Annotated in this window: 15 protein-coding genes; 7 read left to right on the forward strand and 8 right to left on the reverse strand. The window is 64.0% G+C overall.

Translation table 11 applies throughout. The features are described from left to right. Nucleotides 1–14: 14 nt before the first annotated feature. From PCO31010_RS15690 to PCO31010_RS15705, 4 genes are all read right to left on the reverse strand, one after another. Nucleotides 15–1730 carry an ABC transporter permease subunit gene (locus PCO31010_RS15690; protein ID WP_150665300.1) on the reverse strand — a complete coding sequence of 572 codons (1716 nt, stop codon included), beginning with the start codon at nucleotides 1728–1730 and terminating at the stop codon, nucleotides 15–17. A gap of 99 nt (nucleotides 1731–1829) precedes the next feature. Then, nucleotides 1830–2942 (reverse strand): ABC transporter ATP-binding protein, encoded by a 1113-nt coding sequence (locus PCO31010_RS15695; protein WP_150665080.1) that lies wholly within the window; start codon nucleotides 2940–2942, stop codon nucleotides 1830–1832. 45 nt (nucleotides 2943–2987) lie between these two features. Continuing rightward, the gene (locus tag PCO31010_RS15700; protein WP_174984857.1) at nucleotides 2988–4031 is read right to left on the reverse strand and encodes an ABC transporter substrate-binding protein; all 1044 of its coding nucleotides are present in this window, start codon (nucleotides 4029–4031) and stop codon (nucleotides 2988–2990) included. A gap of 228 nt (nucleotides 4032–4259) precedes the next feature. Next, nucleotides 4260–5708: an FAD-binding oxidoreductase gene (locus PCO31010_RS15705; RefSeq protein ID WP_150665081.1), complete on the reverse strand. Its 1449-nt coding sequence runs from the start codon at nucleotides 5706–5708 to the stop codon at nucleotides 4260–4262. Between the two features lie 270 nt (nucleotides 5709–5978). Here PCO31010_RS15705 and PCO31010_RS15710 point away from each other — a divergent pair, with 270 nt between their 5' ends. The 6 genes from PCO31010_RS15710 (at nucleotide 5979) to PCO31010_RS15735 (ending at nucleotide 14268) form a co-directional block, all read left to right on the forward strand. Then, nucleotides 5979–7463 (forward strand): aldehyde dehydrogenase family protein, encoded by a 1485-nt coding sequence (locus PCO31010_RS15710; RefSeq protein WP_246184628.1) that lies wholly within the window; start codon nucleotides 5979–5981, stop codon nucleotides 7461–7463. Nucleotides 7464–7515: 52 nt separating this feature from the next. Further along, on the forward strand, nucleotides 7516–8274 hold the full coding sequence (locus PCO31010_RS15715) for an SDR family oxidoreductase (protein ID WP_150665082.1): 759 nt from the start codon (nucleotides 7516–7518) through the stop codon (nucleotides 8272–8274). 111 nt (nucleotides 8275–8385) lie between these two features. Next, a complete protein-coding gene (locus PCO31010_RS15720) occupies nucleotides 8386–9702 on the forward strand; it encodes an MFS transporter (RefSeq protein ID WP_233328374.1) in 1317 nt (438 codons plus the stop codon). Nucleotides 9703–9929: 227 nt separating this feature from the next. Beyond that, complete coding sequence (locus PCO31010_RS15725; protein WP_150665083.1) at nucleotides 9930–11450, forward strand: MDR family MFS transporter; 1521 nt, start codon at nucleotides 9930–9932, stop codon at nucleotides 11448–11450. A 134-nt stretch (nucleotides 11451–11584) separates the two neighbouring features. Next, nucleotides 11585–12967 (forward strand): hypothetical protein, encoded by a 1383-nt coding sequence (locus PCO31010_RS15730; protein WP_150665084.1) that lies wholly within the window; start codon nucleotides 11585–11587, stop codon nucleotides 12965–12967. Further along, complete coding sequence (locus PCO31010_RS15735; RefSeq protein WP_150665085.1) at nucleotides 12964–14268, forward strand: hypothetical protein; 1305 nt, start codon at nucleotides 12964–12966, stop codon at nucleotides 14266–14268. Before PCO31010_RS15730 ends, PCO31010_RS15735 begins: the two co-directional genes overlap by 4 nt. Before the next feature lie 85 nt (nucleotides 14269–14353). Here the strand turns inward: PCO31010_RS15735 and PCO31010_RS15740 are convergent, their stop codons facing one another. From PCO31010_RS15740 to hemC, 4 genes are read right to left on the reverse strand one after another with little or no spacing between them, the layout of a single operon-like run. Continuing rightward, nucleotides 14354–15526 (reverse strand): heme biosynthesis HemY N-terminal domain-containing protein, encoded by a 1173-nt coding sequence (locus tag PCO31010_RS15740; protein ID WP_039399977.1) that lies wholly within the window; start codon nucleotides 15524–15526, stop codon nucleotides 14354–14356. Nucleotides 15527–15536: 10 nt separating this feature from the next. Next, complete coding sequence (locus PCO31010_RS15745) at nucleotides 15537–16688, reverse strand: uroporphyrinogen-III C-methyltransferase (RefSeq protein ID WP_174984807.1); 1152 nt, start codon at nucleotides 16686–16688, stop codon at nucleotides 15537–15539. Next, entirely contained in the window at nucleotides 16675–17661 is a 987-nt protein-coding gene (locus tag PCO31010_RS15750; RefSeq protein ID WP_150665087.1) for a uroporphyrinogen-III synthase, read from the reverse strand. The genes PCO31010_RS15745 and PCO31010_RS15750 overlap by 14 nt, the downstream gene beginning before the upstream one ends. After that, nucleotides 17658–18626, reverse strand: coding sequence for a hydroxymethylbilane synthase (gene hemC, locus PCO31010_RS15755; protein ID WP_150665088.1), 969 nt, complete (start codon nucleotides 18624–18626; stop codon nucleotides 17658–17660). Before hemC ends, PCO31010_RS15750 begins: the two co-directional genes overlap by 4 nt. Nucleotides 18627–18705: 79 nt before the next feature. Here hemC and ppc point away from each other — a divergent pair, with 79 nt between their 5' ends. Further along, the gene (ppc, locus tag PCO31010_RS15760; protein ID WP_150665089.1) at nucleotides 18706–21705 is read left to right on the forward strand and encodes a phosphoenolpyruvate carboxylase; all 3000 of its coding nucleotides are present in this window, start codon (nucleotides 18706–18708) and stop codon (nucleotides 21703–21705) included. Nucleotides 21706–21852: the final 147 nt, after the last annotated feature.

Here is a 21852-nt window from a genome sequence, read left to right on the forward strand (position 1 = left end):
ACCGCATCCGGGCTTCAGGTCGCGAGGCTGCGCCGGCGCAGTCGCTCGGCCACCCAGATCAGTGCGGCGATGAAAAGGAACAGGCACGTGGACACTGCGGCGATCACCGGCGAGATCTGCATCGTGATCTCGTCCCAGAACTGCTTGGGCAAGGTGGTCGACAGCCCGCCCGACGTGAACAGCGCAATCGTGAGCTCGTCGAACGACGTCGCGAACGCGAACAGGAACGACGACAGCAGACCGGCACCGAGAATCGGGAACGTCACCCGGCGCAGCGTGGCCCAAGGGCGAGCGCCCAGGCTGTACGCCGCCAGATCGAGACGCGTGTCGTAGTTGCGCAGCACCGCCATCATCGTGATAACGACGTACGGCACGGCCACCACGGTGTGCGCGAGCGTCAGGCCCACGCTGGAGCCGACCAGACCGATCTTCGCGAAGAAATAGAACACGCCGACGGCGAGGATCATGCGCGGCACGACAATCGGTGCGAGCACGAAGGCGAGCATCGCCGACTTGCCGCGCATGCCACCGCGTACCAGCAGGAACGCCGCCGGGGTGCCGATCAGCATCGACAGCAAGCCTGCACCGATCCCCACGAGCATCGAGCGCGTGACTGCCTGCATCCACAAAGGCGAATCCCAGATCTGCTGATACCACTGCAACGAGAAGCCCTTCGGCGGCCATGCCAGACCCGAAGCCGAATCGAACGACATCGGAATCATCAGTAGCGCGGGCGCAGCGAGGAACACGACCAGCAGGAAAACGAACACGCGCAGCACGAGACCGTCGCCCTGCTCCGCCTGGGCACCGCGCCCTTTCGGGAACGCGCGCAGCAGCAGATCGGTCGCGATGCCAAGCGTCGCGAGCACCTTCTCGCCGAGCGTGCGTGTCCAGCCGCCACGGCGCTTGCCTGACTTCACATCGCCCGCGCCACCGGCCATCGTCGACAGACCAACCATACGGTCGTAGACGAAGAACACCACCAGCACCACGGCGAGCAGCAGCACCGAGATCGCACCGGCAAAACCCCAGTTCAGCGCCTGCATCACCTGATCGATGATGAGCTGCGTGATCATGGTTTCGTGACGGCCACCGAGCAATGTCGGCGTAATGAAGAAGCCGATGGACGTGACGAACACCATCAGCGCACCGGCGGCCACGCCCGGCAACGACAACGGGAAGTACACGCGCCAGAACACCGTGCCGGGACGTGCGCCCAGCGTCGAGGCCGCGCTCGGCAGACGACGGTCGATGTTCTCCATGACGGAGAGCATCGTCAGCACCGCCAGCGGCATCAGGGCATGCACCATCCCCAGCACCACGGCGGGGAAGCTGTAGAGCAGCGACAGCGGCTGATCGATCAGACCGAGATCGAGCAAGGTACGGTTCACGACGCCGTTACGGCCAAGCAGCACCACCCACGCGAACGTGCGAACAAGAAAGCTCGTCCAGAACGAGAGCAGCAGCCAGAACAGCAGACGTTGCTTGCGCGCGCCGCTGAGCGTCGAGAGCCGGTAGGCAATCGGATACCCGGTGAGGACCGCGAAGAAGGTCGTGTAGAGCGAGACCTTGAGGGTGATGAGCAACACCTCGACGTACACCGACGAGGCGAACAGCCGCTGATATTCGGCAAGCGTAAAGCCGCTTTCACCGCGAATGCTCAGCAGCAGCAACTGGCCGACCGGGTAGATCAGCATGACGGCCAGCAGGATGACGATGGGGGCTGCCATCAGCAGCGGACGCATGCGCGCGCGCCAGCGCGCCCGGCGCGGGGCCGGTTGAGCGGGTTGGGAGGACGAAGGGCGGACCACGGCAGATGCACTCATGGCTTACCCCGCAATCGCCACGGCGTCGTCGGCGCGCCAGGCGAGGCCCAGCGTCTGACCGATTTCGAAACGGTTGCCCTGACGGCGCGTCGGGAAAGCGGCCACAAGCGACTTGCTCGCGTCGCCGCCCGTCGCCGTCGATTGCAGATACAACTTCGTCATGCCGCCCGTGACCATGATGTCGGTCAGCTTCGCCGAGATCGTCGCCATGCCTTCACCGGCAGCGTCCGTGTCGTGCAGATGCAGGTTCTGCGGACGCAGCATCAGCTTGACAGTGCGACCCTGCTCGACTTGCGGGTCGTAGACCATCGCGCCTGCGCCGTTCGCAGCCGTCACGCCCGGCATGGCCACGCGCACCTGATCACCGCTACGCGTGAGCACCGTCGCATCGAGCAGGTTCGACTCGCCAAGGAAGTCGGCCACGAACACGCTCTTCGGACGGAAGTACAGATCGTCGGGCGTACCGAGTTGCGCGATCTCGCCCGCGTTCATCAGGCAGATGCGATCGGACATCGTCATCGCTTCTTCCTGATCGTGCGTGACATAGACGATGGTGGTGCCCAACTCCCGGTGAATACGCTTGATTTCGAGCTGCATGTGATCGCGCAGCTTTTTGTCGAGCGCACCCAGCGGCTCGTCCATCAGAATGATCGACGGCCGGTAGACCATGCAGCGCGCGAGTGCAATGCGCTGCTGCTGACCACCCGAGAGTTCGCGCGGATAGCGCTCTGCCACGTGCGGCAGATGCACCATTTCCAGCGCGTTCATGACCATCTTGCGAGCGGCCTGTGCGTCGGTGCGACGCATCTGCAACGGGAACGCGATGTTCTCCGCCACCGTCATGTGGGGGAACAGCGCGTAGTTCTGGAACACCATGCCGATGTCGCGCTCGTACGGCGCGCCGTACGTGACATCGGTCCCATTGATGCGGATGGCGCCCGCATCGGGCTGCGACAAACCGGCGATGAGCGAGAGCAAAGTGGTCTTGCCCGAGCCGCTGGGGCCGAGCAAGGTCAGGAATTCGCCCTGGGCGACATCGAGGTCGGTCGGCGCGAGGGCGACAAAATCGCCGTAACGCTTGGACAGGCCCGAAACTTGAAGATTGGCAACGGTCATGAGATCAGCACCCCAAAAAACATGAAACGGAACAGCAGGTGAGGATCAGGTCAGGATCCAGCGGTTGAAACGTTCGAGCGCCACGCTCTGGTTCTGCTGCCAGAACTGCGCGTTGATGTGCACGCCGCTCTTCATGTTGTCCGGGAACGTCGGGCAGTTCCTGGCGATCTCGGGCTTCACGTAATTGAAGGCTTCCGGCTGCGTCATGCCGGCCGGGAAGAACTTGACCAGTTCCGCCTGACGCTTCGGATCGCTCGCGAACTTGATGAACTCGCGGCAAGCGGCAGCGTTGGGCGTGCCCTTCAGAATCGACCAGTTATCGACGCCCCAGATGTTCTGGTTCCAGACGATCTCGACCGGCACGCCGTTGGCCTGTGCCGACTGCGCACGCGAGGCCCACGTGGCGACCATGTCGACTTCGCCCGAGCCGAGCATCTGCTCGACCTGCGCGCCGGTCGTCCACCACACGGCGACCTGCTTGGCGATCTTGTCCAGGCTCTTGAATGCACGGTCGAAGTCGCACGGATACACCGAGCCGGGCGCCACGCCATCGGCGAGCAGCGCCTGCTCGATGGTGTCGAACGGATACTTGCGAATCGAGCGACGGCCCGGGAAGTCCTTAACATTCCACAGATCGGCCCACGACGACGGGGCTTTGCGGCCCTTGAACGCATCGGAGCGATACGCCAGCACCGTCGAGTAGACGTTCGTGCCCACGCCGAACGGCGACATGTATTGCTTCGGAATCTTGGAGATGGTCGGGTCCGCTTCCAGACCGTGACGCTCCAGATACTCCTTGCCGCCCGACGTCAGCAACAGAATCGCGGGCTGGCTGATCTTCGCCATGTCCCATGTGTAGCTGCCCGCCTCGACCATGCTCTTGATCTGCGCGGTCGGCTCTGCATTGGCCTGCACGCCGACGACCTCGATGCCCGTCGCCTTGGCGAAGGGCTTGTAGTACACGGCGTCGTACGCCTTGGTGTAGATGCCGCCGTCGTCACGCACCACGATGCGCTTGGTGGCGGCGCGCGAAGGCGTCCACACGAACGGGAAGGCGACGGCGGCCGCGCCGACGATGGCCGTCTTCATGGCCGTGCGACGGCCCGGTTGTGCGAGCGTCGCTTCGCTTTTCTTGGTGGTATCGAGCGGGCTTGCGGAGGTCTTGCGTTTCATCATGGTCTCCGGTCTTGACTGGGAGGGTGGGCGCGGCGACGGTTTGCGGACTGACATACGGAAAGGCAGCCGCCGCGCGCGCAGTTATGGCAAAACAAACAGCAAAACTTGAAAAACGTGTGTGTGTGAATTCGTGCGTGATGCTTACGGAACGAGACGCCCCGGATTGAACAGCTGGTTCGGATCGAGCGCCGCTTTCACCGCGCGCATCAGCGTCAGTTCGGCGGGGGCCTTGTAGCGCTGCATCAGCGGCAGGCCCGTTTGCCCGACGCCATGCTCGGCGCTGAACGTGCCCGACAGGCGCGCAGCAACATCGTTGACCGCAGCGCGCATCGCGTCGCCCATCGCCGCACTGTCGGCCAGTGCCGCCCAAGCCTCGAACGAGAACATCGGAATGAAGTGGACGTTGCCGTCGCCCATGTGGCCGACGATGGCGATGTCGAGTCCCGGCACGATGGCGTGCACGGCGCGCGTCGACGCGTCGATGAATTCGGGCACGCTCGACACCGGCACGGCGCAGTCGGTGGTGAGACCGATGGCAGCCTTCTTGTTCGCCTCGCTCACGCTGTGGCGCACTTCCCAGAGATCGGCGCGCTGCGTTTCGTTCGCGGCGATGACGGCGTCTTCGACCAGTCCTTGTTCGATGGCTTCGCCCAGCGTTTCGGTAAGCACCGCTTCGAGGCCCTCGGCATCGCGCGTGTCGCCCAGTTCGACAAGCACGTGCCATGCATGGGCACCGGTGAGCGGATTGCGACGGTTCGGCACGTTTGCCAGCACCAGATCGAGCTGGTGGCGGTTCATGATTTCGAACGCAGACAGACGCGAGCCGCAGGCGTTCTGGAACATGCCGAGGATGTGCTGCGCGGCGGCCGGATCGCGCGGCGCGAACCACGCGAGCGAGTGATGCGTAGGCAGCGGATGGAGCTTGAGCGCGGCCGCCGTGACGATGCCGAGCGTGCCTTCCGCGCCGATGAACAGATGCTTGAGATCGATGCCCGTGTTGTCCTTGCGCAGCGCACGCAGACCGTCCCAGATGGTGCCGTCGGCCAGCACGACTTCGAGACCCAGCACGTTATCGCGCGTATTGCCGTAACGCAGCACGCTCGTGCCGCCTGCATTCGTCGAGAGCGTGCCGCCGATCTGGCACGACCCTTCCGCTCCGAGACTCACCGGATACAAACGTCCGACGTCGGCCGCCGCATCCTGTACGGTTTTCAGAATGCACCCAGCCTCGACAACCATCGAGCCGTTGGCCGCGTCGACCTGACGGATATGGCGCATGCGCGCCAGATTCAGAATGACCGGTGCCGGGCCGTGAGTCGGCGGCACTGCGCCACCGCACAAGCTGGTATTCCCGCCCTGCGGGAGGATCGATACACCGGCCGCTGCGCACAGCTTCACAATGTCGCTCACCTGCTCGGTGGACGACGGCAGCACGACGCACAGCGCCTCGCCCCGATAACGGCCGCGCCAGTCTTCGGTATAGCCAGCGGTATCCGACTCACTCGTGAGCACGGCATCCGCGCCGAGCGCTTCCTGTAACCGGGTCAACAGCGGGGTCAACAGCGTCTCTTGGGTCACAGCGTCGTTCATCGCCTGCCTGCTCCTGAATGCTTCGGTTCGACTGCTTCGCCGGGTCCGTCCGTCATTGAACCGACGGTATGCAGCGAACTGTAGTGCCATGCCAGACGCCCGTCTGGCGATTCGATGTGATCAAGGATAGGCGAGAAAAAATTGCAATAAAATATCTTTAATTGCAATGCGCTCATTTTAGGTGTTTATGCGGATGTGACCTATACGACGGTCAATGCCCTCGTGAGTTAAGTGATAATGGCCCCACCCTTTACACGAGGTGCAGTCGACATGCCCGAAGCTACACACTTCATCGGCAATCGCTGGGTCGCCCCCGCCAGGCGCGGCGGTACTCCCGCGATATCTCCGCTGTCGGCCAATACGGCCAACACCGTCATTGCCGTCATCGATCCCTCCGACGGCCAGCCCTTCACCGAAATCGCCCGCGGCGACGCCGAAGACATCGACCGTGCCGTGATCGCGGCGCGCGCCGCCTTCAACGGTGACTGGGGCCGTACCGCCGCCGCCGAGCGCGGCCGCACGCTCTACGCCTTCGCCAGCCTTCTCGCCCGTCATCAGGAAGAGCTCGCTCAACTCGAAGCCCGCGACACCGGCAAGCCCCTCAAACAGGCCCGGGCCGACGCTGCCGCCATCGTGCGGTACTTCGAGTTCTACGCCGGGGCCGCCGACAAGCTGCACGGCGAGACGATTCCCTATCAGCAGGGATTCACCGTATTCACGGTGCGCGAGCCGCACGGCGTGACCGGTCACATCATTCCGTGGAATTACCCGTTGCAGATCTTCGGACGCAGCGTGGCCGCCGCGCTCGCGACGGGCAACGCCTGCGTGGTCAAACCGGCGGAAGACGCGTGTCTCTCGCTGCTGCGCGTGGCGGAGCTGTCGCTCGAAGCCGGGCTGCCGCCGGGTGCACTCAATATCGTGACGGGCTACGGGGCCGAAGCCGGTGCTGCACTGGCAAGGCATCCGGGCATTGATCACATCTCGTTTACCGGCTCGCCCGCCACTGGCACGCTGATCTCGCAGATGGCCGCCGAGAACCACACGCCGGTGACGCTCGAACTCGGCGGCAAGTCGCCGCAGATCATCTTCGCCGACGCCGATCTTGACGCCGTGATGCCGGTCGTCGTGAACGCCATCGTGCAAAACGCAGGGCAAACCTGCTCGGCAGGCAGTCGTCTGTTGGTGGAGCGCGATGCGTACGAGGGCGTACTCGCGCGACTGGCCGAAGCGTTCGCCCAGCTGCGCGTCGGGCCGTCGCATGACGATCTCGACCTCGGTCCGCTCATCAACGCGAAACAGCAACAACGCGTGTGGGACTTCCTCTCCGAAGCCCAGCACGACGGGATTGCCGTGATGTCGCAGGGCGAAGTTGTCGGCAGCGCGCCGGAGGCTGGCTTCTATCAAGCCCCGACCTTGTTGCGCGATGTCCCCGACACGCACCGTCTCGCTCGTGAGGAAGTCTTCGGCCCGGTGCTCGCGGCCATGCCTTTTACCGATGAAGCGGACGCCGTGCGACTCGCCAATGGAACGCTCTACGGCCTCGCCGCCGGTGTGTGGACGCGCGACGGGGCACGTCAGATGCGCCTCGCTCGCGACATTCGCGCCGGTCAGGTGTTCATCAACAATTACGGCGCAGGTGGCGGTGTGGAGCTGCCCTTCGGCGGCATGAAGCACTCCGGCCACGGCCGCGAAAAGGGGTTCGAAGCCCTCTACGGATTCACCACGCTCAAGACCGTCGCCATCCGGCACGGGTGATTCGCTTCCTTTGCGCTTACTTTGCGCTTACTTCGCACTTCGGAGACAAGGCATGCGTTTGCAACAGAAAGTGGCTATCGTGACGGGCGCCGGATCGGGATTCGGCGAAGGCATTGCCAAGACGTTTGCGCGCGAAGGCGCGGCGGTGATCGTGAACGATCTGAATCGTGAAGCGGGCGAGCGCGTGGCCGGGGAGATCGTCGAGGCGGGCGGTCGGGCGGTTTTCGTCTACGGCGACGTGTCGCGCGAGGAAGATCACGTCACGCTGCTCACGGAGGCCGTCGCGCGCTTCGGCAAGCTCGACATCGTCGTAAACAACGCAGGTACCACGCACCGCAACAAGCCACTGCTCGAAGTCACCGAAGCGGAGTTCGACCGCGTCTATGCGGTCAACGTCAAAAGCATCTTCTGGAGCGCACGCGCCGTCATCCCCTACTTCCAGCAACACGGCGGCGGCGTGATGATCAACATTGCGTCGACGGCGGGTGTGCGTCCGCGCCCCGGCCTCGTCTGGTACAACGGCAGCAAAGGCGCGGTGATCACCGCAAGCAAGGCGATGGCCGCCGAGTTCGGCCCGCAGAACATTCGCGTCAATTGCGTCAATCCGGTCATCGGCGACACGGGCCTGACCGCCGAATTCATGGGCGTGCCGAATACGCCTGAGAACCGCGCCAAATTCCTCGCAGGTATTCCGCTCGGCCGCTTCTCCACGCCGCAGGACATCGCCAACGCGTGCCTCTATCTCGCCAGCGACGACGCCGCCTTCATCACCGGTGTCTGCCTCGAAGTCGACGGCGGCCGCTGCATCTAGCGCAGCCCCATCAATCTGCGCGCATACCGTTTCCAGTAGTCCGTAGCACCCGTAGTTGTCGCACCACAACATAACGATAGACAACACAACGTCAAACCGGAGGAGATCCGTATGAACAGCGTTCCGACGCCCCCCTCGCCCATGGCCGACACGGCCTCGGCGGACTTTGAAGCGGCCACCTACCGCAAGGTCGGCTGGCGGCTGATTCCGTTTCTGCTGCTCTGCTATGTCGTCGCTTATCTCGATCGCGTGAACGTGGGTTTCGCCAAGTTGCAGATGGTGGGCGACCTGCAATTCTCCGAGACCGTGTTCGGTCTTGGCGCAGGCATCTTCTTCATCGGTTACTTCATCTTCGAAGTGCCGAGCAACGTGATCCTGCATCGCGTCGGCGCGCGCGTGTGGATCGCGCGCATCATGATCTCGTGGGGCATCATCTCCGGTGCGACGATGTTCGTCACCACGCCGTCGATGTTCTACGTCATGCGCTTCCTGCTCGGCGTGGCCGAAGCGGGCTTCTTTCCCGGCATCATCCTTTACATCACCTACTGGTACCCGGCCTCGCGGCGCGGGCGCATGACGGCATGGTTCATGACGGCCGTGGCGCTTTCGGGTCTTATCGGTGGTCCGCTCTCGGGCTGGATCCTGAAGGACATGAGCGGCGTGAATGGCCTCGCGGGCTGGCAGTGGATGTTCCTCATCGAAGCGATTCCGTCGGTGATCATCGGCATTGCGGTGCTGTTCGTGCTCGATGACCGGATTCGCGACGCCAAGTGGTTGAACGACGCCGAGAAGTCGATGCTTGAGCGCAACATCGCAAGCGATGTGCTCACCAAGGAAGACCTGCCGCTGCGTCAGGTGTTCTCGAGCCCGCGCGTGTGGATGATGAGCCTGATCTACTTCTCGTTCGTGATCGGCCTCTATGGCGTGGGCTTCTGGCTACCGACGATCATCAAGAGTACCGGCGTGACGGATCCGTTGCAGATCGGTTTGCTGACGGCCATTCCGTACTTCTTCGCGGTCATTGCGATGGTCGTAGTGGGACGCCGTTCGGATCTGAAGGGCGAGCGTCGCTGGCACATCGCGATTCCCGCGTTCCTCGGCGCAATCGGCCTGTTCCTGTCGACGGTGTGGAGCCACAACACGCAACTCGCCATGGTCGCGCTCACGCTCGCTACGATGGGGATCATGATCGTGCTGCCGCTGTTCTGGAGTCTGCCGACGGCGTTCCTCGGCGGCACGGCAGCGGCCGCTGGGATTGCGATGATCAACTCGCTGGGCAATCTGGCGGGCTTCGTCGGCCCGTATCTGATCGGCTTCCTCAAGGACGCCACGCAGAGCACCAACAGCGGCATGTTCTTGCTCACCGTTTTCATGATTCTGGGCGGATTGCTGACGCTGGCAGTGCCTGCGCGGCTGGTGAACAAGTAGCGGACGAAGTCGACCAGACAGCGACCAGACGGCGACGAGACGGCGACCAACGAGACAGATCACCTGACAAAACGCCGTCTCAATCGTCGAGACCGACGCGCTACGGGGCTTCTGGCCGCATGGCGCTTGCGGGAGTAACATATTTGGCACGTTTCGCGTGAATCAGGCCGTCCCTGCCGGGGCGGCTTGTTTTTTGCTCCCCCAAGCATTCGTCTTCATCCGCTCGCATGTCCGCCAACGACTCACAGACGACGCCAGCCGGCGTCTCGCCAACGTCACTCACGCCCGCCGAGGTCAAATCGATCCTCACCGGCCTGCTGCTGATCATGTTTCTGGGCTCGCTCGACCAGACCATCGTCGCGCCCGCACTCCCGACCATCGCGCGTGACCTCGGCAGTTTCGACGCCGTCTCGTGGGTCGTCACCGCCTATCTGCTCTCGTCCACGGCCATTACGCCCATCGTGGGCAAGCTCTCGGATTTGTTCGGACGCCGAGTCGTCATCGCCGCGAGCGTCGCCGTCTTTCTGGTCGGATCGGTGTTGTGCGCACTCGCCCCCTCGATGCTCGCGCTGATCGTCGCGCGCGGCGTGCAGGGGCTGGGCGGCGGCGGATTGATCGCCCTGTCGAACACGGTGATCGCCGATATCGTCTCGCCACGCGAGCGCGGTCGTTATCAGGGCTATATCTCGGGGATGTTCGCGGTCTCCGGTGTGGCCGGGCCCGTCACCGGCGGCGTGTTCGCCCAGTACCTCAACTGGACGCTCATCTTCTGGATCAACATCCCCCTCGGCCTTCTCGCGATCTACCTGAGCGACCGTGCGCTGCGACGACTGCCGCGACGCGAAGGCAAGCCGAGCATCGATTACCTCGGCTCGCTGCTGTTGATCGTGTCGACGGTTTGTCTGCTGCTGGCGCTCACGTGGGGCGGACACCGCTACGCATGGCTGTCGGCGGAAATCGGCGGTCTGGTCGCTGCGACGGTGATCGTCGGCGCGGTCTTCCTGCGCCATCAACGTACGGTGCGCGAGCCGCTGCTGCCGGTCGCGCTGCTCGCCAATCCGGTGTTTCGTATGACGTCGACAATGGCCGTGCTGGTGATGATGGTCAACATCAGCATCGGCATTTACGTGCCGCTGTATCTGCAATTGCAGCGCGGCGAGTCGGCCAGCAGCTCGGGGCTGATGCTGATCCTGCCGCTGCTGGGCATTGTGGTCGGCGCGCTGAGTTCCGGGCACTACATGCGTCAGACGGGGCATTACAAGCGTCCGCCGCAGATCGGTCTGCCGGTGGCATTTGCCGGGCTCGCGATCATCGCGCTCGGCGTGCAGTCGCTACCGCTCACGGTGATCGGCATTTGCCTCGGCCTCGTGGGCATCGGCTTCGGCTCGGCCATGCCGGTCATGACCGTGGCGACGCAAAACGCCGTTGCGCCGCGCGACATCGGGATTGCAACCGCCGCCCACGCGTTCTTCCGCGCCCTGGGCGGGATGATCGGCGTGGCGATGTTCGGCGCGCTGATCGTCGGCCTGCTGGTGGCAGGTGACAACGGCAGCGCACCGCGCGAGCTGACCGACTTCCTGCGCCCGGGCGGCGCCCCTGCCGGGATGGAGGACCATCTGCGGCTGGCGTTTGGTGCGTTCTTCGGCGGCAGTGCGCTGATCGCCGCACTCGCCATCGTCGCCCTCGCACGACTGCCGGAATTGCCGCTGCGTCAAAGCTCGGGCAACGAAGCGACCGCTATCGAGTAAGTCGTCTTCAGCCAACGCGGTGTGCCGTTCGTCGGCACGGCCAATTCCGCAAAGTCCTGAGCACAGCGACAAAGTGCTACGCCAGGCAATACGGCACAGTGCGGGCTCCCTTATCCGCGACTAGGAGTCCGCGCTTGTTCCCTACACCGCGCTTCAGCCCTACCGCGCCGTCCGGCCAATGCGCCGTCAACGGCGATACGACAACGACGGCATCCACAACGCCCGCCACCGACACGCCCACACACACTTTCGTACGCGACTTCTGGCAGACGCTACAGCGACCGCTTAGCCCACCTTGGCTCATGCGGTCGATCGTGCCGCATTCGGTGCCCTCGTCTGTCATCGCACCGTCGGAATCGACCGGCGATCTTTCCAGCGTGTTGGACGTCCTCCCAACGGAAGCCGAGGAAACCGCAGTGCTGACACGCGGCATGGGAAAGCGAGACGCTCCCACAGCGTTCGGCAGTTTTGACGAGTCCCCCCATCTGTCGCGCTGGAAGCGTCTTGCCGCCCTGCACGAGATTCCGGCCCTCGAACCCAAGCCGTCGACCTCCGGCGTGTCGTATCGCGCCAGCCCACCGGTTCCCGATCACGTATTGCGCAAAGCGCTGCTGATTCTTGGCGATCCGGCGGCGCAGGCATCGGACTGGTTCGCAACGCTGGAGTCGCGCGCCATCGAAGCGGTACTCGACAAGAGCCCCTACGCCGATGCACATCAACTGATGGAAGGCTTGTTGCGACGTCTGGAAGCCGAGCAGTCGCAAGAGAACTGGGCGACGGCCTTCGAACGCGTCGTCGCCCTGACGTATCGCTTCGAAGACCGGACAGCGGTTGCCGCGCGCGCGATGCTTCTGACCTTCGACAAGCTGTCGGGCGACGGTGCGCAGGCACTGGCGCAAACGTCGACGTCTGCCAGCATCGAACACCTGATCGCCCACCGGTTGCACGCGATTGCCGATATGCCCTCGGACACACGCGCCGCCGCGTGGGGCAAATTGCTCGCGGCGGTGGAACGCTCGAAGGCTTGTCCGAGAGCGCAGCGGCTCGTACCCATGGCCCGGTTCATTGGGCTACTGACGGAGGCCGAACAGCGAGCCGCTGCGTTGGCGGTCGTGAGCGCCTCGCGGAATTTCGTCATTAACGGCGGGTGGCGCGACCTCACGGACGCGTTGCTCAAATCCGTCCCCGGAGGTGAGATGGCCACCGTCGCGCGCGCCATCGTGCACGCCGATCAACGGTTACACAGCGCCGACATGTACGACGCCATCGATGCGATTTCCGACCGCGTCGACTGCATGCCCGAGCGTGATGGGCGAGCACTGCTCGAACATCTGATCGAGATCGTCATGGCGCGCGGCGACTTCGCCTATCTCACGTTCTCGCCAGACGAATCCGCTCAGTTACTCGACGATCTGCGCTCGACATGCCGCCGCTGTGGCTTCGACGACCTTGCGGTAACCATGGCGCAAACGCTTGCGGACGTGATGGACGAGTACAAGGTCACGATGCTGGATTGACCGGCCGCCGCGCGGCTTATCAGGATTCGCTCACCGCGTCGAAAACTGGTCAGGATCGTGGTCGAAAAGCAAAGGTGTTCATCAACGAGGGGGCGCACGATGAAATTCCTCCCAACGAACTCAAGGAGTTCATGATGGAAATTTCCTCGGCATCCGCCTCACAGAACACCGTTGCCTCGCAGACTTCGGAAACGAACGCCCGCTCGACCACGCCGAAAAATCCGACTCAAGCTGAGATTTCCGCCTCACTGACTCGGGCGACCCAGACCGGCAGTAGTATCGAAACGGGGCATTCGGACACTCTCACCGCGAGCAGCACCGATGTTCCCCTCCAATTGAAGGCGTTACTGATCACCGGCAGCGCAGACGAACCAACGGATGCCGATCTGAACCAGCTTCGAAAAACGTTGAAGGCTCTAAAAACGCAGCTTCCCAATAGCTTCTCGAAAGAATGGACGCAGATCTTTCTCATGAAGCTCAACGCCTCATCCCCACTTTCCTCGAAAACACTGAGCGTTTTCTTTGATGCGATAGTGGATTTCCCACGCAACAAGCAAGAAAAGGACGCGAAATCATCGATGATCGCGACCTGGAAAGTTTTTGCCGAGCTCGTCTCTCCCAAGGGCAATCCGTTCGATGAAGGTACGGTGAAAAGTAGAGTCAGCGAGTTCTTTAGCAATATCTACGACAAGGCCGTCAATTTGGAAACGGCAAATCACATTCTCAATTTCGCCTCAGGCGAAATCAAGGATCGACCGCAAACCTGCCTCGCGCTCATCTCGGGACTATGGGGAAAGTACAGTGCCATCGAATCGACATTCGCCCCCGAACTCGCCGCTCGGATCGTGACATGCGAGATGTCGTTGGTGCCGAAAACCGATCGCTACAACGTCTGGAAGCACGCGTTCGACAGGGTGGGGAAAGTGAATTCAAACTTTTACCCAAGCGACATGTCGAGGTTCGTCAACGCACTCTCGTCGAACCCTCCCGATCAGGTGGAGGATATGGCGAGCGCCTATGACGACATCGCTAAGACCCTGTACGACTACCCTCTTACGCGCTCGCGCGAAGACGATCAGATTCGGATACGGGCGCTGGACGGATTTCTTAAGGGCGTAGCGTCGGAAGGCGCGCGTGCGTCCGTCACCGTGGCGCTGACGTCGCACGTAGATCTGGCAACGCTCACGGGCAAACGCTGGAAAACCGCCATCGTCACCGTCACGAATAGCGTCTCAACACTCTTTAATGCTGAGAATAAGGAGAAGATCCGCAACGCCTTGAATAAGCTTGCCGGTGCGTAAGTGGCATGAACAAATGAAAGCGCCCGCTGTTCGCGGGCGCTCAGGAAACGCTGTGTGAACCGGGCCGTTGCAGGCCCGACACCATTCACGCCGTGGCACACGCCCGGTAGTGACGATTCGCCTGATCCATCTGCCCCAACCCTTCGAAGAGCTGTGCGAGCGCCAGATGCAGACGCTGTTGCAGATGCCGGTCGTCCGTATGACGCAACGCCCCTTCGAGGAACGTCTGCGCCTTGCCCCACAGACGCTGATGCTGACACAGCTTGCCCAGCGCGTAGAGCAGATCGGGATCGTTCGGATGACGCTGCTGCCACGCTTCCGCCTTCTGGATGAGCGGCAAGGCGTCTGCACCGGCGCACTCGGCATAGCGGCGCAGCAGTCGGCCATCCCAATGCTCGGCCAGCGCCGCTTCGACGATGTCGCGTGCTTCGCGCGGACGGTCCAGCGAAATCAGCAGTTCGGCGGCAACGTCGGCAGTCCGCGACGAGGTACGCGCGTCAGCAGGCAGCTCCTGCCAGCATTTGAGCAATGCGTCCGCATCGTGGCGATGGTCGCGCAGAATGCCCTCGCTGGCCGTCTGCTTGAGCTTCGCGGCCAATGCCGGATGCAGCGCTTCGCGCTTTTCCAGCACCTTGAGCAGATTCAGCACCTCGGGCCAGTGCTTGAGATGCTGATGGGCACGCAGGGCGACGAGCTGCGCCTGCATGCGACGTGCGCCCTGCGCACGCATTTCCGTCAGCGCTTCGAGCGCACCCTCGGCATCGCGTGTGTCGACGCGCAACTCAGCCGTCTGCAACAGGCGCGCTTCTTCCAGATTGGCCCCTTGTGCTTCGGTCAGCCACGCATCGCGTCGTGCGAATTCGCGCATCCGATGCGCTGCACGCGCACCGATGATCGCAGCCACGCCGCGATTGTCGTCCTGCTCGGCCGCTTCGCGTGCCGCCTTCTCTGCGCGCGTATAACGTCCCGCAAAGAGATTCGCCACGGCATCGCGCAGCGCAATGTTCGCGCGACGGCTGCGTTGGCGATTGCGATACGCGGCCACGCGTTCCGGCATCTTGTAGATGTTGCGCAGCACGCGAATGATCACGTACAGCGCCACGAACAAGGCCAGCAACGCCAGCACGAACAGGTTCAGCGACACGTCGATACGGTACGGCGGCACCAGCATGACCACTTGTCCGTGATTGAACGTGGCCAGCACCGCGAAGCCGGCCGCTACCGCGAACAGGAGCGTCAACCAGATCAGTCCTCGCATGCCCGGCTCCTTACGGCTTTTCCTTGACGTCCTTGACCTGACCGATGGCGGTCAGGCTGGCGTCAAGGGTCGGCAGTTCGATGGTGCGCGAGCCCGAATCGACCTGATCGAGCAGCGTTTTGACGGCGGCGATGCGGCGCGACTTGGCATCGAAATACTTGTCGAGCGCAGCCTCGGCGACCTGCACGTCGCTGTGCACTGCCGACGCGTTGCGTGCAAGCAGCGCCAGACGCGCATTGAGCAGACGCAGCTTCAGGTTCGCACGCAGGAACGCGCCCTGCTCAGGCGCCACGAGCATCACGTCCGGATCGTCCAGACGGCGCACCTGCACCAGTTGCTTCAGGCTGCCGAGCATTTCGCCGCTCAGGCGGTGCCACGTCGCCGTCCAGCCGGTCTCGCCCGCGCCGCTGGGGCCGGTGCCGTCCGCCTTCGGTGCGACGCGCTGCTCCTCGGCCTGCAACGGCAGCGTATCGATCATGGCGATGGCCTGATCGAGCTTGCCCGTGAGTTGCGGCAGATCGGCGGCCGGTACGGCCTTCAGACGGTCGATGTCCTTCTTCAGCGCGTCACGCACACCGGCGAGTTGCGGTGCACCCGTGCGGGCCAGACGCGCGTCTGCCCCTTCGAGCGCAATCAGTGCGCCGCGCACGTTGCCCGTCAGTTGAAGCTGTTGATTCGCACTCGTGACGATCTGCTCGGTCTCGGCCAGCACCCATTCGTCGCGGTTATGCGCGAGTTCCTGATAGAGCTGTTCGAGCGCGGCCTGCTGGCCGCGTGCGTCGGACACGCGCCCCTCCAGCGCCGTGAGGCGGTTCTGGAGATCGCGCTGATTGTCGAGCGCCTGCGCGGTGCGTACCTGCGCCTGCATAACCTGCGAGTCGCCCGCTTGCTGACGGCGCGCCATTTCCTGCTGCACGCGGTCGAGCTTCTGGTTGAGCGACCAGCCGCCGATACCAGCCCCCGCCGCGACCAGCACGAAGAGCAGCCAGGGTAGCGCCGCCCCGGAGCCGCGACGCTTCTGCGGCGGCTCGGGTGGCTGCCACGCGGGCGGGCTGCCGGCCGTGCTGTACGTCGCACCGCCGGTCGCTGTGGAATGTGCCGTCGGGCCGGTCGACGCCGACGGGTTCTGGGAAGACTCTGGAACGCGATTATCTGTCGTCATGCTTGACTTGAATGGGATCCGCCCATGTTTTGAGTGCGGCCAGCAAATTGTCGTCGCCGGGCGCGCACTGCGTAATCCTATCAAACCCCGCGGAACACGCGGCATCCGCGATGCGGGTATGCGATGTAAAGCACGGTGCACTGAGGATCTGCGCAAGCACCTGTGGGGTGCCCGGCGTATGCACGCCGTCGCGGGTGCCGTAGCGTGCAGCCAACAGTGTGCTCAGATGCCGGACAGCTTCGGAGCTGGTCAGCACCCACGCGCACCGCTGCGGCTCAACGAGCCGGGCTTCGAGTGCGGCCCACGCGGCGGCGTCCGGTTCGGGGGCGCGACGCGTGTACGCGCTCACGATATCGACCTGCGTGCCGTTGGCCCGCAGCGTGTCGGCCAGCAACTCGCGCCCGCCGTCCCCGCGCACCAGCAGCACGCGGCGACCGGCCAGCGCCGGCAGATCCAGTTGTTCGAGCAACGCTTCCGAGTCGAAGCGGGCCTGCGGACCGCCCGGCGGGACGATCACGCGATACGCCGGGGCCGCAATACCGGCTTCGGCCAGCGCTTGTGCACTGCCCGGGCCGACGACGGCCACCGGCAGTGTCTCTGGCCAGCGAACCGCGGCCTCGCCTTCGTCTGCCCCACTGCCAGGGGATTGCAGTTGCACCCGTCGCGACAACGCATGTACGACGGCGTTAGGCGAGACAAAGACAGCCAGTGAGTACGACGTCAGCGAGCGCAGCGCAGCGTCCAACGCTGCAAGCGCCGCCGGATCGGCTTGCGCCGCAATGTGCAACAGCGGAAATTCGAGCGTATCGATGCCCTCGGCGTGCAGTCGTGCGGCCAGCGACTGCGCCTGTCCGTCCGGCCGCGTCAGGATCGCGCACGGCGCGACCGGCGATGCGACGGTCCGACGGTCAGTGCCAGCGGTGGCATCGACGGTGGAGGACGGAGCCGGCGCACGCGGCGCGCGCGACGTCAAACGGCTGCGTCCTTCGGCTCGGACGGCGGCACCAGCGCCAACCCGCCCGCGTCGATCAGTTCCTGCGCCACGCGCTGCCCCAGCGCCTCGGCACCTGCCACGTCACCCTGCGCGACGCGCCCGGCCCCTTGCGCACGAAGCACGGTCGCCCCGTCCGTCGACGCAATGAAGGCACGCAGCGCCAGTTCACCCTGCGACGAGAACTCGGCGTAGGCGCCCAGCGGCACCTGACACGAGCCGCCCAGCGCACGCGAGACGGCACGCTCGGCGCTGACTGCCAGCGTAGTGTTGGCATCATGCAACGGTGCGAGCCATTGCAAGATTTCGGGACGTCCGGCGCGTACCTCGATGCCCAGCGCCCCCTGACCGGCGGCTGGCAAGCTCGCTTCGGTCGGAATGATGGCGCGGATGCGGCTGCCCAGCCCAAGGCGCTTCAGGCCTGCCGCAGCAAGGATGATCGCCGCGAAGTCGCCCCGGTCCAGCTTGCCCAGACGGGTGTCCAGATTGCCGCGCAACGGCGCGACCTGGAGATGCGGATAGCGCGCGCGCAGGCTCACCTCACGGCGCAGGCTCGACGTGCCGACTACCGCCCCGGCGGGCAATGCGTCGAGACTGTCGTAATCGTTGCTGACAAAGGCGTCGCACGGGTCTTCGCGCTCAAGCACCGCGGCCAGCGTGAAGCCGTCCGGCAGTTGCATCGGCACATCTTTGAGGGAGTGGACGGCGAGATCGGCGCGGCCGTCGGCCAGCGCCAGTTCGAGTTCCTTGACGAACAGCCCCTTGCCGCCGACCTTCGCGAGCGAGCGGTCGAGAATTTGGTCACCGCGAGTGGTCATTCCGAGAATACTCACGTGACACTGCGGATATAATTTGTGCAGCGCGTCACGCACGTGTTCGGCTTGCCACATGGCAAGACGGCTCTCGCGCGATGCGATCACCAGGGTTTCAGGAGAAGCGAAGTTCATTCAGCAACCGCGTGAAGACCAAAAGAAAAAATGGTAACACGCTTGACCGGCCCGAACGGCTGGTCTCGAGAGGAGCGACATGAAGAGCAGCGCAAAGGCAAAAGCCCCGAAAGAGGGCCTGGCCAAGTCGGTCGGCAAGACGTCCCCCGCGAAGGCAGCATCCGCGGTTTCATCCCCCCCATCCAAGCGCTCGGGCCAGAAGGCCAACGGGCAGGACAAGTCCATTTCCACCTCACCCGCGATTACGGCGCCCAAAGCGCGCCGCTCGCGTGAGGACAAGGACGCGCCGCTGCGTGAGGACATCCGCTTTCTCGGCCGCCTGTTGGGCGATGTGCTGCGCGAGCAACAAGGCAGCGACGCCTTCGATCTGGTCGAAACCATCCGCCAGAACGCGGTGCGCTTTCACCGCGAAGGCGACCGCAGTGCCGCCAAAGCGCTCGATACGCTGCTCAACGGACTGACCAACGAGCAGGCCATTCAGGTCGTGCGCGCCTTCAGCTACTTCTCGCACCTCGCGAACATCGCGGAAGACCGCCACCACAACCGCCGCCGCCGCGTGCATGCGCTCGCGGGCAGCCGAGCCCAGCGAGGCAGCCTGAGCGCCGCGCTGCAAAGCCTGAAGGATGCCGGGCGCGACGACCCCGCCACGCTGCAAGCCTTCTTCGCCAGCGCCCTCATCGTGCCGGTGCTCACCGCCCACCCGACCGAAGTTCAGCGCAAGAGCATTCTCGACGCCGAGCGCGAAATCGCCCGTCTGCTCGAACATCGTGACGACGCCCTCACGGAGCGCGAGTCGTCACGCAACACCGATTCGATGCGCGCGTACGTCACGACGCTGTGGCAGACCCGCATGCTGCGTAGCTCTCGTCTGACGGTGGCCGACGAAATCGAAAACGCGCTGTCGTATTACCGCAGCACGTTCCTGTCCGAAATCCCCGCGCTGTACGACGACGTTGCCGCCGAACTGCACGACGCCGTGCCGAGCGTACGCTCCGAAGGGCTGGGCCGCTTCCTGCAAATGGGTAGCTGGATCGGCGGCGACCGCGACGGCAATCCGAACGTGACGGCGCAGACGCTGCAACTGGCGATCACACGTCAGGCGACGGAAATCTTCGCGCATTACCTCGAAGAGGTGCACTTGCTGGGCGCGGAGCTGTCCGTCTCACAACTGCTCGCAGGGGCGAGCGACGCCCTGCTCACGCTGGCTCGCCGCTCGCCGGACGACTCGCCGCACCGCACCGACGAACCTTATCGACGTGCCCTCATCGGCGTGTACGCGCGATTGGCCGCGACCGCACGCGACTGGGTCGGCCATGTGCCGCATCGCGGTGCGGTGGGCAACGCCAGCCCGTATCACGACGCCAGCGAGTTCATCTCCGACCTGAATACGGTCGTCGCCTCGCTCATGGCGCACCACGGCAGCGCGCTGGTTTCGCAGCGGCTCGGGCCGCTCGTGCGTGCCGCCGAGGTGTTCGGCTTCCATCTCGCGAGCATCGACCTGCGTCAAAGCTCCGACATTCATGAAGCGGTCATTGCGGAGTTGTTCGCGAAGGCCGGCGTCGAAGCGAATTACGCCAAACTCGACGAGAACGAAAAGCTCGCGCTGCTGCTGCGCGAACTGCGCGAGGCGCGTCCGCTCTTCTCGCCATACCTCGATTACTCGCAACGCACCCGCGACGAACTCGCCGTCTTCTCGGCGGCGCGCGACATCCGCGCCCGCTTCGGCGCACGCGCGGTTCGCAACTACATCATTTCGCATACGGAAACCGTGAGCGATCTGATCGAAGTGATGCTGCTGCAAAAGGAGACGGGACTCTTTCAAGGCGCACTCGGCGTCGACGGCGCGAAAGCCATCGAGCCGAAGGTCGGCGCGATGGTCATCCCGCTGTTCGAGACGATTGCCGACTTGCGCAACGCGCCGGTCATCATGCGGGAGTTCTTCGATATCCCCGGCATGTCGAACGTCGTGACGCAGCAAGGCGGCGAGCAGGAAGTGATGCTCGGCTACTCCGACAGCAACAAGGACGGCGGCTTCCTCACATCCAACTGGGAGCTGTACAAGGCCGAACTGGCGCTGGTGCATCTGTTCGAGGAAAAGGGCATTCGTCTGCGCCTGTTCCACGGCCGTGGCGGCACCGTCGGCCGTGGCGGTGGCCCGACCTATCAGGCCATTCTGTCGCAGCCGCCGGGCACCGTGAACGGTCAGATCCGTCTGACGGAGCAAGGCGAGATCATCGCCAGCAAGTTCGCGAACCCGGAGATCGGACGCCGTAATCTGGAGACCATCGTCGCGGCCACGCTCGAAGCCACGCTGCTGCCGAGTCTGAATCAGCCGCCACGTCTGGCCGCGTACGAACAGGTCATGCAAACGCTCTCGGATACGGCCTTCAGCGCATATCGTGATCTGGTCTACGAAACGCCGGGCTTCACCGACTACTTCTTCTCGGCCACGCCGATTGCCGAAATCGCCGAGCTGAACATCGGCTCGCGTCCGGCGTCGCGCAAATTTTCCGATCCGAAGAACCGTCGCATCGAAGATCTGCGCGCGATTCCGTGGGGCTTCTCGTGGGGCCAGTGCCGCTTGCTGCTCACCGGCTGGTACGGGTTCGGTAGCGCCGTGAGTGCGTATCTGGAGGGCGACGGCAGCAAGGCAGACGCCGCGGGGCGCGACAAGCGTCTCGACACGCTGCGTCAGATGGTCAAACGCTGGCCGTTCTTCGCGAACCTGCTCTCGAACATGGACATGGTGCTCGCCAAGACGGATCTGGCCGTGGCATCCCGCTATGCCGAGCTGGTGGCCGACGAAAAGCTGCGCAAGCGTGTGTTCAGCCGGATCGTCGGCGAGTGGCAGAGCACGTCGCAGGCGCTGGCGCTGATCACCGGGCACGACGAGCGCCTGGCGGACAACCCGATGCTCGCGCGCTCGATCAAGAACCGCTTCCCGTATCTCGACCCGCTCAATCACTTGCAGGTCGAGCTGTTGCGTCGTCACCGCGCCGGGGAGTCGGACGAGCGGGCGCGTCGCGGCATCCATCTGTCGATCAACGGCATCGCAGCGGGCCTTCGCAACACGGGCTGATGCGACGCCGATGTCCCTGCACCGGTCCCGCCTGCGAGGCCGGTGCAGACGGTTTTCATGAGGGTGCGCAGCCGGTCGGCGTGCCTCTCCTTGGGAATCTCCCCAACGACAGTTGTCCGATAGGACGTTATATTTCGACCCATTCGA

The organism is Pandoraea commovens, assembly GCF_902459615.1.
Taxonomy (GTDB): Bacteria; Pseudomonadota; Gammaproteobacteria; order Burkholderiales; family Burkholderiaceae; genus Pandoraea; species Pandoraea commovens.

What these genes read in the sequence shown, in the direction of transcription:
- PCO31010_RS15700 (WP_174984857.1), bottom strand. Translation starts at nt 4,031, where the DNA reads ATGAAGACGGCCATCGTCGGCGCGGCCGCCGTCGCCTTCCCGTTCGTG.
- ppc (WP_150665089.1), top strand. Translation starts at nt 18,706, where the DNA reads ATGAAGAGCAGCGCAAAGGCAAAAGCCCCGAAAGAGGGCCTGGCCAAG.
- hemC (WP_150665088.1), bottom strand. Translation starts at nt 18,626, where the DNA reads ATGAACTTCGCTTCTCCTGAAACCCTGGTGATCGCATCGCGCGAGAGC.
- PCO31010_RS15705 (WP_150665081.1), bottom strand. Translation starts at nt 5,708, where the DNA reads ATGAACGACGCTGTGACCCAAGAGACGCTGTTGACCCCGCTGTTGACC.
- PCO31010_RS15720 (WP_233328374.1), top strand. Translation starts at nt 8,386, where the DNA reads ATGAACAGCGTTCCGACGCCCCCCTCGCCCATGGCCGACACGGCCTCG.
- PCO31010_RS15740 (WP_039399977.1), bottom strand. Translation starts at nt 15,526, where the DNA reads ATGCGAGGACTGATCTGGTTGACGCTCCTGTTCGCGGTAGCGGCCGGC.
- PCO31010_RS15710 (WP_246184628.1), top strand. Translation starts at nt 5,979, where the DNA reads ATGCCCGAAGCTACACACTTCATCGGCAATCGCTGGGTCGCCCCCGCC.
- PCO31010_RS15715 (WP_150665082.1), top strand. Translation starts at nt 7,516, where the DNA reads ATGCGTTTGCAACAGAAAGTGGCTATCGTGACGGGCGCCGGATCGGGA.
- PCO31010_RS15690 (WP_150665300.1), bottom strand. Translation starts at nt 1,730, where the DNA reads ATGGCAGCCCCCATCGTCATCCTGCTGGCCGTCATGCTGATCTACCCG.
- PCO31010_RS15745 (WP_174984807.1), bottom strand. Translation starts at nt 16,688, where the DNA reads ATGACGACAGATAATCGCGTTCCAGAGTCTTCCCAGAACCCGTCGGCG.
- PCO31010_RS15725 (WP_150665083.1), top strand. Translation starts at nt 9,930, where the DNA reads ATGTCCGCCAACGACTCACAGACGACGCCAGCCGGCGTCTCGCCAACG.
- PCO31010_RS15695 (WP_150665080.1), bottom strand. Translation starts at nt 2,942, where the DNA reads ATGACCGTTGCCAATCTTCAAGTTTCGGGCCTGTCCAAGCGTTACGGC.